The organism is Vibrio cidicii (assembly GCF_009665415.1).
Taxonomy (GTDB): Bacteria; Pseudomonadota; Gammaproteobacteria; order Enterobacterales; family Vibrionaceae; genus Vibrio; species Vibrio cidicii.
Genome location: NZ_CP035921.1, coordinates 946,184 through 958,532 on the forward strand (window position 1 = coordinate 946,184; position 12,349 = coordinate 958,532).

Annotated in this window: 9 protein-coding genes; 2 read left to right on the forward strand and 7 right to left on the reverse strand. The window is 47.9% G+C overall.

Annotated elements, in window-relative coordinates:
* Positions 1-14 precede the first annotated feature (14 nt).
* Positions 15-2,102, reverse strand: coding sequence for an elongation factor G (gene fusA / locus EWA64_RS05310; RefSeq protein ID WP_061894989.1), 2,088 nt, complete (start codon positions 2,100-2,102; stop codon positions 15-17).
* A 235-nt stretch (positions 2,103-2,337) separates the two neighbouring features.
* Entirely contained in the window at positions 2,338-3,717 is a 1,380-nt protein-coding gene (radA, locus tag EWA64_RS05315; protein WP_039439676.1) for a DNA repair protein RadA, read from the reverse strand.
* A 134-nt stretch (positions 3,718-3,851) separates the two neighbouring features.
* Between radA and EWA64_RS05320 the strand changes: the two genes are divergently transcribed.
* Positions 3,852-6,200, forward strand: a complete 2,349-nt coding sequence (locus EWA64_RS05320; RefSeq protein ID WP_061894990.1) for a PilZ domain-containing protein — start codon at positions 3,852-3,854, stop codon at positions 6,198-6,200.
* 59 nt (positions 6,201-6,259) lie between these two features.
* Here EWA64_RS05320 and serB read toward each other — a convergent pair whose 3' ends face one another.
* The gene (serB, locus tag EWA64_RS05325) at positions 6,260-7,240 is read right to left on the reverse strand and encodes a phosphoserine phosphatase (RefSeq protein WP_061894991.1); all 981 of its coding nucleotides are present in this window, start codon (positions 7,238-7,240) and stop codon (positions 6,260-6,262) included.
* A gap of 102 nt (positions 7,241-7,342) precedes the next feature.
* Here serB and EWA64_RS05330 point away from each other — a divergent pair, with 102 nt between their 5' ends.
* Positions 7,343-7,951 (forward strand): YtjB family periplasmic protein, encoded by a 609-nt coding sequence (locus tag EWA64_RS05330; protein ID WP_039431638.1) that lies wholly within the window; start codon positions 7,343-7,345, stop codon positions 7,949-7,951.
* Between the two features lie 55 nt (positions 7,952-8,006).
* Here the strand turns inward: EWA64_RS05330 and deoD are convergent, their stop codons facing one another.
* The 4 genes from deoD to deoC form a co-directional block, all read right to left on the reverse strand.
* Positions 8,007-8,726, reverse strand: coding sequence for a purine-nucleoside phosphorylase (gene deoD, locus EWA64_RS05335; protein ID WP_039430363.1), 720 nt, complete (start codon positions 8,724-8,726; stop codon positions 8,007-8,009).
* 103 nt (positions 8,727-8,829) lie between these two features.
* Complete coding sequence (locus EWA64_RS05340; RefSeq protein WP_061894992.1) at positions 8,830-10,050, reverse strand: phosphopentomutase; 1,221 nt, start codon at positions 10,048-10,050, stop codon at positions 8,830-8,832.
* 54 nt (positions 10,051-10,104) lie between these two features.
* Positions 10,105-11,433: a thymidine phosphorylase gene (gene deoA / locus EWA64_RS05345; RefSeq protein WP_061894993.1), complete on the reverse strand. Its 1,329-nt coding sequence runs from the start codon at positions 11,431-11,433 to the stop codon at positions 10,105-10,107.
* Positions 11,434-11,525: 92 nt separating this feature from the next.
* Entirely contained in the window at positions 11,526-12,302 is a 777-nt protein-coding gene (deoC, locus tag EWA64_RS05350; protein WP_045571126.1) for a deoxyribose-phosphate aldolase, read from the reverse strand.
* Positions 12,303-12,349: the final 47 nt, after the last annotated feature.

The window sequence follows — 12,349 nt, forward strand, 5'->3', positions numbered from 1 at the left end:
AGTTAAGTTAAGAATTACTTCTTAGCGTTACGCTCTTTAACTTCAGCAATTACTTGCTCTGCTACGTTGTTTGGACATGGTGCGTAGTGTGAGAACTCCATAGAGAACTGACCACGACCAGAAGTCATTGTACGTAGAGTACCGATGTAGCCGAACATTTCAGAAAGTGGTACGTCTGCTTTAACGCGAACGCCAGTTGCACCCATTTCTTGGTTCTTGATCATGCCACGACGACGGTTCAAGTCACCGATTACGTCACCAACGTGATCTTCAGGAGTGAACACGTCAACTTTCATGATTGGTTCAAGAAGCTGAGGAGCCGCTTTAGGAATTGACTGACGGAATGCGCCTTTCGCTGCGATTTCAAATGCGATTGCAGATGAGTCAACTGCGTGGAAGCCACCGTCGAACAGTTCAACTTCAACGTCAAGCACAGGGAAGCCAGCCAAAGTACCGGTCGCCATCATAGACTTGAAGCCTTTCTCAACTGCTGGCCAGAATTCCTTAGGAACGTTACCACCAACAACAGTTGACTTGAAGGTGAAACCAGTGTTTTGCTCTCCTGGCTTGATACGGTAATCGATCTTACCGAACTGACCAGAACCACCAGACTGTTTCTTGTGCGTGTAGCTGTCTTCAACTGCTTTCGTGATAGTTTCACGGTAAGCTACCTGTGGAGCACCTACTTCTAGCTCAACGCCATAAGTACGCTTCAGGATGTCAACTTTGATGTCTAGGTGAAGTTCGCCCATACCTTTAAGGATGGTTTCGCCTGAATCTTCGTCAGTCTCAACTTGGAATGATGGATCTTCTGCAACCATTTTACCGATCGCGATACCCATTTTCTCAGAGCCGTTCTTATCTTTTGGCTTAACAGCGATAGAGATAACTGGATCTGGGAAGATCATTGGCTCAAGAGTACATTCGTGCTTAGGATCACATAGAGTGTGACCAGTTTGAACGTTCTTCATACCAACGATAGCGATAATGTCACCTGCTTGCGCAGATTCTAGCTCGTTACGGTCGTTTGCGTGCATTTCCACCATGCGGCCAACACGCTCAGTTTTACCTGTTGCGCTGTTAAGAATGGTATCACCCTTCTTGATTCGACCTGAGTAAACACGAACGAAAGTCAGGGCACCAAAACGGTCATCCATGATCTTGAACGCAAGCGCTTTTAGAGGAGCATCAACAGATACTGTTGCAACTTCACCAGTTGGCTCACCCGTTTCTGGGTTAGTCAGAGGCTGAGGTTCAACTTCAGTTGGAGACGGTAGGTAATCAACAACTGCGTCTAGTACAAGTTGCATACCTTTGTTTTTGAATGCAGAACCACAGTATGTTGGGAAGAACGCTAGTTCACGAGTACCTTTACGGATACACGCTTTGATTTGCTCGATAGATGGCTCTTCGCCGTCCATGTAAGCCATCATCAGTTCGTCGTCTTGCTCAACAGCAGATTCGATCATCATCTCACGGTATTCTTCAACTTGATCTACCATGTCTGCTGGGATTTCTTTGATTTCGTAGTTTTCTGGAAGACCTGAGTCATCCCATACGAATGCTTGACGAGTTAATACGTCAACTACACCAACGAACTCGTCTTCACGGCCGATAGGTAGAGTCATCACTAGAGGGTTAGCGCCTAGTACTTTCTTCACTTGCTCAACAACGCGGAAGAAGTCTGCACCCATACGGTCTAGTTTGTTTACGAAGATCAGACGAGATACTTCTGATTCGTTTGCGTAACGCCAGTTTGTTTCTGACTGAGGTTCAACACCGCCAGAACCACAGAATACACCGATACCACCGTCAAGAACTTTCAGAGAACGGTAAACTTCAACAGTGAAGTCAACGTGTCCAGGGGTGTCGATTACGTTAAAACGGTGGTCTTTCCAGAAACAGGTAGTCGCAGCAGACTGGATAGTGATACCACGCTCAGCTTCCTGTTCCATGAAGTCCATCGTTGAAGCGCCGTCATGTACTTCACCCAGACGGTGGATTTTACCAGTAAGCTTCAAGATACGCTCAGTGGTAGTGGTTTTACCCGCGTCAACGTGCGCGAAAATACCAATGTTTCTGTATTTTGATAAATCTGCCATTGTCTTACTCTGTTAATAAGGTATAAAGTGCGCGCAGAGTATATCACAATCGTTCAAGACTGATACCCTTGCATGCTATTCGTTAAGAAAAATTTTCTTCTACAACAGTAAAGCTTACCAATGCTTAGCTTGCAAAGCAGCGTGAAACTATATTTTCGCTCTCTTTACTGATGCACAGAATTTCGTTTTCTATTGTTTCTCTATTCTATTGTTTCTCTATATAGATATATAGATGTTAAAGCTCATCAAAAGCACTGATCGCATCGGCAAGTTTTTTCACCCCGTGGATCTGCATGCCCGCAATTCCGCCTTTCGGCATATTCGCCATTGGGACAATCGCTTTCTTAAAGCCATGTTTGAACGCTTCATTGAGACGCTCTTGACCACTGGGGACTGGGCGGATCTCGCCAGCCAAGCCCACTTCGCCAAAAATCACCACATCTTTTGGCAGTGGCCGATCACGAAAACTCGACAGCAGCGCCATAATCAGCGCCAAGTCAGCGCTGGTTTCACTCACCTTTACCCCACCGACCACATTAACAAAGACATCTTGGTCAGCCATTTGTAAGCCGCCGTGCTTATGTAAGACCGCCAATAATAAAGAGAGACGGTTTTGCTCAAGACCAACAGCGACCCGACGAGGATTAGCAAGCTGCGAGTAGTCCACCAGAGCTTGGATCTCGACCAGAAGCGGCCTAGTACCTTCCCAAACCACCATTACCGAACTGCCAGAGGTTGCTTCTTCTCCACGTGACAAGAAAATCGCCGATGGATTACTCACTTCTCGCAGCCCTTGCCCGGTCATGGCGAATACGCCGAGCTCATTCACCGCACCAAAGCGGTTTTTGTGGCTACGCAGGGTACGAAAACGACTATCGGTATCGCCATCAAGTAGCACAGAACAGTCAATAATATGCTCTAATACTTTCGGCCCCGCTAAGGTGCCATCTTTAGTTACGTGCCCAACAATAAAGACAGCGACATTGTTTTGTTTGGCATAACGGGTTAACGCCGTCGCGGATTCACGTACTTGTGCAACACTACCGGGTGAAGATTGCACATCAGAGACGTGCATTACCTGAATCGAATCAATCACCATAATGCGTGGTCGTACTTCTTCGGCAATTTGGCAAATCTTATCCACGTTAGTCTCTGAGAGCATTTTCAAATGCTCTTTCGGCAATCCCAAACGAGAAGCTCGCATAGCAACCTGTTGTAAAGACTCTTCGCCAGTGACGTACAACGCTGGCATGTGTGCCGAGAGTGCACACATCGTTTGCAACAACAACGTCGACTTACCCGCACCTGGGCTTCCGCCAATCAAGATTGCCGCACCGGGTACGATACCACCACCCAACACGCGATCCAGCTCTTTAAAACCACTGGTAAAACGTGGGACTTCCTGCAGATCGATATCAGACAAAGTCTGTACTTTAGACTCGGTTGCACTGCCCGCATAGCCTGACAAACGCTCATTACGAGCGACACTTGGAGAAGCGGCTAGCCTAACTTCAGTTATGGTATTCCAAGAGCCACAGGCGTTGCATTGCCCCTGCCAGCGAGGGAAATCCGCCCCACAGTCGTTACATACATACGCGCGTTTTGCTTTCACCATGCCGCCTCAAATTTTCCAACCTGTGATCCTGTCAGACCACAGATTCATTAAACACAGAACAAAGTGCTGTTATACTTAAGTTTATTATCACTTTGCCGATACGCTTATCAAGAACAGATACTGTAACAGAAAAGATGGAACAAGCTGAAATTCTCTCAATAGCAGAAAGGCTCATCCCGCTTTACAACGCGGAAGATTTTGATTTTGTCCTGAGTCAACTGACTGAGGGAGAACCGCCATCGGCTAAGTTATTGGTTAAGATGGAGCTTAACCGCATCATGGCGCCATGTAAGAAAAGTATCGACTTACGGGGTCGTGTACAAGGTGAATGCCGTGAATACGAGCTGGATGGTTTAAAACATTGGCTTGATGATGTCGCTTTTAATGCTTATCACAAAAACACCAAGAAATTTGGTCGTTATACCGAAGGGGTATGGGAAGCATTAAGCAATACGCGCAATAGTTTCCGTGTTTTGGGCAAAAACACGCAGCAACAGGAAGGGCTCGGGTTAACGGATCCGGCCAGCCCTTACGAAGCAGAAACAATTTATCTTGGCTACGATCTCAAAAGACAAGAAAAACGCCTGCGCGTGCAGTCACAGGTGGAAATAAAACTGGCTAAAGGCCAAGTTTTGCATGGTGTGAGCGTCGATCTCTCTAGCTCTGGTGCCAAGTTCAAAGTGCCGAGTGCTTTTAGTTACAACCTCGGTGAAATTATCCAGATCTCCTTTTCCGAACTCGCCAAAACTTCGCAAGTGGCAAACATCGACAAAAAGTTGGAGTATCGCGTGCTTGCCGTCGAAGACTCTTATGAGAACGATGCGGTTAAATTTCTACGTTGTCTGCGCCTAACCGAAACCAACATCATTGCTCGTGTGATCGATGAGTCACTAAGTAATTCGGCCAAACGGACTCGCCACGACAACCAGGACAAAATCATTCGTTCAAGAACGCGGGGATACGAGCACATCTATCTGAAGCACACCTGTAACCTGCCACTGTTTTTCCAAGGAAGTGAACTTAAACTGGCGATGATGACGCCAAACAATGCGCCGATTTGGAATTACTGGCACGATGAGCGAAAACAACAAGTCTTCGGCACCTTATTTAACCCACAAAGAATGGAAATGTTGATTAAGGCTGGAGTGAAGGGAACGAGCAACGTCATCTACTCCTTCACTCATGAACATGAGAACAAGACATTCTTCTATTCGATGCTGATGCCAGAAGCGACTCGAGAACAACGACAGCTTTTTTGGCATTTAGGAGCACGTCGTTCAAGCTGGCGCGCGTTTCGCATTTCCATCTTTGAGCTTTCAGACAAAGAGAAGCAGCAGTTGGCCTCTTTCTCTTCTGAGCTCGCCGATGCGTCAACCGCCCTCACCCACTGCGGTATTTTGCAAGAAATCGCCGATGACAGTGTGGGTGATGATTACCTATTTACCGAGAAACCTCGAATCCCTGCCAGCACCTTGAATACATTCCGTCACCCACGAAAGATCGTCGGCTCGCCCAAAGGGGTTTTCTTTGACGCAAAGTCAAGACGCAAAGAACCAAGATACAGCTTTCAATCACCCCTGCTCTTAACTAAGAGTGACGGCTTACAAGCACAGGGGAATACACTCGATTTATCCAAACGCGGGCTGAGTTTACAATTGAATGCACCTCTAGAGCTGATTGCTGGGGAGGAGGTTGAGGTTAATTACCTTGAACTGCAGCTGTATGATAAAAAACTGCCACTCGATAAAGTACCGTATCGAGTAATACGCGTCAGCCCTGATGGTCAACAAGTACAACTGGTGATTGACGAAAACAGTCAAACCATCAAAACCATCGCTTTTTTCAATAGTATTATTGAACACAACCAAGATAAGTTGATTGCTCAGCAAGAGATCTTACCGAGCAATGAACTACTGGAGTCGTTGCACAGTACATTGCTCTCCAAAATGGTGAGCACACCTATTTTTATCAGTAAAAATCCATCGGGTTATCGCACCAAAGCGATTGGGGTGAATTTTCCACTTGAAAAACACTTGATGCTACTGGCAAAGCTAGGCCACAAAGAGAACTTCTCTCTCGAGCCACTCTACAAAGGCCGCTCGAATACGCTGATTGCGAATCCGACCAAAAGGATCGACGGAGCAGAACCCGTTCACCACGAGATTTATATTGCCGTTACCAAATTCGGTGACAAGATCAAAGCCGTCCAGACCAAGATGCCGATGGAATTCGACAGCGTCAAAGAGCGTATCCAATTTGTGAAAAAAGCGAAAATGTCTGGTGAGTTTTATGTGCTGAGGCTCTCCACCGCGCCGATTTTCAGCCCGATGACCTCATTGCTGCAAAAAGATCTGAACGATTTAGCCCACCTGAGTATGCACCAAGCCAGCAAACTGGAAAAAGAGCTCTCCACCTTGATGGGTTATTGTGAAATGGAAGACGTCACCGAAGAAGTACTGATTCGGCTTGAATTAAGCGATTAAAACTCATATACAACAAGGAGCGATGAACGCTCCTTGTTGTTTAGAGAATGCTCAATCGACTAAGGCTTACTTTGCCAACTGATTTTTTGCTGCCGCGCCAATACACCAGACAAAATACACACAATGCCACCTAAACCAGCAAAGCGCACCGCATTTTGTGCCTGCTTTTCTACTTTGGGCTTGGCATGATAGGCAATTCCCAGCCCAGCCGCCTGCATCATCACCAAATCATTGGCACCATCGCCGACAGCAATCGTGTTGTGCATTTCGACGTCATATTTCTCGGCAAGCTCGATGAGAATATCGGCTTTAGTTTGCGCCGAAACCACCTCGCCCAACACCTTCCCCGTCAACCGTCCGTCAATAATTTCTAGTTGGTTAGATTGGGCATGATCTAAACCCAAATTCTGCTTTAAATGATCAGAAAAATAGGTGAATCCACCTGAGGCAATCGCCGTCTTCCAACCAAACGCTTTTAAGGTGTTGATAAGCTCAGGCAAATCCGGCATTAAAGGCAACTGCGCGCGCACGCTTTCCAGAATCGACTCATCAGCGCCTTGCAACTTTCCGACACGAGCTCGCAAGCTCTGCTCAAAATCCAGCTCGCCTTGCATAGCCCGTTCGGTGACTTCAGCAACTTCATCACCCACACCCGCCAACTTAGCGATTTCATCAATGCATTCAATTTGAATGGCGGTGGAATCCATATCCAGAACAATCAACCCCGGTTTGGAGAGATCGGGAACATCTTGCAAATTGGCGTAATCAATTCGTAAGCCTTGCAAGATGGTTTCATGTTCTGCAGTCACTTCGCCCGCCATCAGCGCCACCTCGTAGCGCCCGACTTTCCAAGTATCGATGATCGGGTTATACATACCGGTAAAAAAATCGATATCCTCAAAATGTCCCGGAGCCAAGTACTCCGCATACATCAGCCAGCTGGCTTTGTTTTTATCCAGTTGTGTAGCAAATCGAGTTTCTGGCAAACGAGTCAAAAGTTGGGTATGCCTTCTCAGCGGCAATGTCTTTAGCGCTTCCATGAATCTAATCCTTTGTGAACCTTGGCAAACGTTAACCTATTGCAATTTGAAAAGGCAAGCCCCAAACTGGCATTTGTTCGCGAATCAAAGTTAGTGCTAGATATGAAAGAGTCTCTTTTTTCACTGCGTAATGCCTTACGCGTTGTCGCGCTGATCATTTTAGGGGTGATGTTTTTCATCACCATCAAAAATAGCGTGGTGATCAGCAAGGGGAATGAACGCATCCAGGCGCAACAACTGGAAACCTTAACCAAAGTGTTAAGCTCTCAGGCTGCCCTTTCGGCCAGTGATATGATTGTGCAAAAAGATCAGGAACAGTTGCTCAAATTAACCAATCAGTTAGCAAAAGAACGTTTGGTCTTTGATGCCACCATTTACGACGCAGAAGGCATCCGTCTCGCTTCCAGCGAAAAAGCGCTGACGGTGCGTGAGGTGTTGGGACTGGATACGCCGCTAGCAACAGCGGGTATTGGACGCCAACAGTTGGTCGAACCCGTTTATGCCGATAACAGCATCATCGGTTTTATCCGCATCACGTTTGAGACAGGCAAGGTGACGGCAATTTCTGATCATCACTACCGTAAAAGTGACCGCTATATGTTTTTGATGATCTTGATGAGTTTCGTCGGCGGCATGCTCTTTATTCTCATCCTGCGCAAAAAGCCGCAGCCTAAAGTCGAGAACCTGTTACTCACTCATAAAGATCCATAAAAAAGAGCCTGCATTTTCGCAGGCTCTTTGATATTGCGTTGTAAATTTAAAGCACTTACTCAGCATCACCTAGCAGTACAGAGTCCAACGCGATGATCATCATATCGTTGAAGGTGTTCTGACGCTCTTCCGAGGTGGTTTGCTCACCAGTTTTGATGTGGTCAGACACGGTACAAATCGTCAATGCTTTCGCGCCGTATTCTGCAGCAACGCCGTAGATACCCGCCGCTTCCATCTCCACACCCACGATGCCGTATTTATCCATCACGTCGAACATATCTGGATCTGGCGTGTAGAACAGTTCCGCTGAGAATAGGTTACCCACTTTTACATCGATACCACGCGCTTTCGCTGCTTCTTCAGCGGCTTTGACCATTTTGTAATCCGCGATAGCGGCAAAGTCATGACCTTTGAAGCGGATGCGGTTCACTTTGGAATCCGTACACGCGCCCATGCCGATCACCACATCACGCACTTTGATCGCTTCGCTCACTGCACCACAGCTACCTACGCGAATGATTTTCTTCACGCCGTAGTCTTTGATAAGTTCAGTCGCATAAATAGAGCAAGATGGGATGCCCATACCATGACCCATAACCGATACTTTACGACCTTTGTAAGTACCAGTGAAACCGAACATATTACGTACATCACACACTTGAACCACGTCTTCTAGAAACGTCTCTGCGATGTATTTTGCACGTAGTGGGTCACCAGGCATCAGAACGACGTCTGCAAAATCACCCATTTCAGCATTAATATGCGGAGTTGCCATGTTTTTGTTTCCTTGTTTTTCATTCACAAAAGACTTGCTGTGTATTCGCAAAAGAATAGAGAGGCACACCTCTCTATTCAATAAGTTCCATTATAGCTCTGGATTAGAGAAAGTTTTTGCCGTAATCCATTGGCGATGTGCCAAAGTAGCTCGCCAGTGTTTGGCCAATATCCGCGAACGTTTCGCGGCGACCCAATGAGCCCGCAGGGACTTTTTGACCATAGACAAGCACTGGAATGTGCTCGCGAGTGTGGTCGGTGCCCGGCCAAGTTGGGTCGCAGCCGTGGTCGGCCGTGAGGATAAGGATGTCGTCTTCTTGCATCAATTCCATCACTTCGTGGATGCGACCATCGAAGTACTCCAGCGCGGCAGCGTAACCCGCCACATCGCGGCGGTGGCCGTAAGCAGAGTCGAAATCAACGAAGTTGGTGAAGACGATGGTGTTATCACCCGCCGCTTTAATTTGCTCAAGTGTCGCTTCAAAAAGCGCTGGAATGCCCGTCGCTTTGACTTTTTTGGTGATACCGCAGTTGGCGTAGATATCGGCAATCTTACCAATAGAGACCACTTGGCCTTGTTTTTCCTCAGCCAACTTTTGCAGAACGGTCGCTGATGGCGGCTCAACAGAAAGATCGCGACGATTACCGGTGCGCTCAAACTGACCTTTACCCGGGCCAATGAACGGACGCGCAATCACACGACCGATGTTGTAGTCTGCTAGCTCTTCACGAGCGATTTGGCAAAGCTCAAGTAGGCGTTCTAGACCGAATGTCTCTTCGTGACAGGCGATTTGGAATACCGAGTCCGCAGAGGTGTAAAAAATTGGCTTGCCCGTTCTCATGTGCTCTTCACCAAGGTCATCAAGCACTTGTGTACCTGACGCATGGCAGTTGCCGAGGAAACCATCAATGCCAGCACGGGCAAGAATGCGATCAGTCAGCTCTTTCGGGAAGCTGTTTGCTTTGTCAGTGAAGTAACCCCATTCAAACAAAACAGGGACGCCAGCAATTTCCCAGTGACCAGACGGTGTGTCTTTACCAGAAGAAAGCTCCGCGGCATGGCCGTACGCGCCAATAATCTCCGCATTGGCATCCAAACCTGGAGCAAAACGACCAGTTGACTCTTTGTGCGCCATTGCCAAGCCCAGTTTGGACAGATTTGGCAGACGAAGAGCCCCTTGACGCTTGTCATTGTTTGCCAAGCCTTGCTCACACTGGTCCGCAATATGGCCCAGTGTATCGGAACCCACATCGCCAAACTGCTCGGCATCCGCCGTTGCACCCATACCAAAAGAATCCAGTACTAAAATAAATGCTCTTTTCATTGCTTCTTCCTCAGGCCTGCCGGTACGCAAATGTGCAAGCAGGCCCAATAGTCATTAAATATCTTCTTCGCGAATCAGGCCGTAAACATCAGGAGTTGGTACGTAGTCGCCACCCACTCTAATCGCCGCTTGCAGCGCATTTGCCGCTTCTTGCCATTGCGCTTCGCTACGCGCATGAATCACCGCCAAAGGCTTGTTACTGTCTGCAACTTCACCCAAACGGATGAAGCTATCAAAGCCAACCGCATAATCGATGCTGTCGGTCGCAACACGGCGTCCACCGCCCATCGCAACCACCGCCATACCGATAGCACGTGTATCCATTGCCGACACCACGCCGCTCTCTTTGGCATAAACCGGCTTGACGATTTCCGCCTTATCTAAGTAGTGATCGTAGTTGTCGATAAAGTCCGCAGGGCCGCCCAAACCAGCCACCATTTTGCCAAAACACTCGGCGGCTTTGCCGTTATCCAACACCGCCATCAACTTCGCGCGCGCTTCATCGGTGTCTTGCGCCAGCTTACCTAGCACCAACATTTCCGCACACAGCGCTAACGTCACTTCGAGCAAACGAGGATTGCGGTACTCTCCTTTGAGGAATTGCACCGCTTCGCGCACTTCCAGCGCATTTCCCGCCGATGAGGCCAACACTTGGTTCATGTCGGTAAGAATGGCGGTGGTTTTAGTGCCCGCACCATTGGCCACGGCAACAATCGATTTCGCCAGCTCTTGTGACGCTTGGTAGGTTGGCATAAAGGCACCAGAGCCCACTTTCACGTCCATCACCAGTGATTCAAGGCCAGCAGCCAGCTTCTTCGACAAGATGGAAGCGGTGATCAGCGAGATGTTGTCCACCGTCGCCGTAATGTCACGCGTGGCATAAACACGTTTGTCTGCTGGTGCAAGATCGCCCGTTTGGCCGATGATCGCCACGCCAGCATCTTTAGTTACTTGACCGAAAACATCATTGCTTGGGGTGATGTTGTAGCCCGGAATCGCTTCCAGTTTGTCCAAGGTGCCGCCAGTATGGCCAAGGCCACGACCAGAAATCATTGGCACGAAACCACCACATGCAGCCACCATAGGGCCAAGCATCAGTGAGGTCACATCGCCCACACCGCCAGTGGAGTGTTTATCGACAATAGGGCCACCGAAATTCATGTGGCTCCAGTCGATCACCATGCCGGAATCGCGCATGGCACACGTCAGTGCGATGCGTTCAGGCATGGTCATTTCATTAAAGAAAATCGTCATAGCAAAGGCCGCAATCTGACCTTCAGACACGGTATTTTTCGCCACGCCTTGAATGAAAAAGTGAATTTCATCGGCAGTCAGCACTTCGCCATCACGTTTTTTACGAATAATTTCTTGAGGTAAATACATTAGAGCCTCCCAAGCTCAAAATGAGCCGTGGTAACAGTAGAGTAAGAAGGTTGCGTGGCGCAAAACGCGCCACGCTCAGACATTTATTAGAATTAGTACGCCGCAGGATCGGCGACTTGGTCTGTCACTTCTAATGTATTGAGTAGATTGGTTAGCAAACTAGATGCACCAAAACGGTAGTGCATATTATCCGCCCAGTCAGCACCTAGGATCTCATCTGCCATTGCTAAGTAAGCCGCAGCGTCTTCCGCAGTACGCACTCCGCCAGCTGGCTTGAAGCCCACTTTTTCAGCCACACCCATGTCACGAATAACTTCGAGCATCATACGTGCATATTCTGGGGTTGCGTTGACTGGCACTTTACCCGTTGAGGTTTTGATAAAATCGGCACCCGCTTCAATACAGATTTGCGATGCTTTCTTAATCAGTGCTTCTTCTTTGAGCTCACCGGTTTCGATGATCACTTTCAGAAGAATATTGCCACAGGCTTCTTTACATTGCTTAACCAGTTCAAAGCCGACTTTTTCATCACCAGCGATCAGCGCGCGGTATGGAAAAACAACGTCAACTTCATCGGCACCGTAAGCAACTGCAGCTTTGGTTTCTGCCACAGCGATAGCGATATCGTCGTTACCGTGTGGGAAGTTGGTTACTGTCGCAATGCGAACCTCTGGTGTACCTTGCTCACGAAGTGTCTTCTTAGCAATAGGAATAAAGCGAGGGTAAATACAGATCGCAGCCGTGTTACCTACAGGCGTTTTGGCGTCATGACAAAGCTTGATGACTTTCGCATCCGTGTCATCGTCATTTAGCGTGGTTAGGTCCATAAGTTTCAGTGCACGTAGTGCTGCTGCTTTTAAATCGCTCATTTCTATCTCCGATCAATATTCAAAAATTTTACTACTCAGCCCCTTTT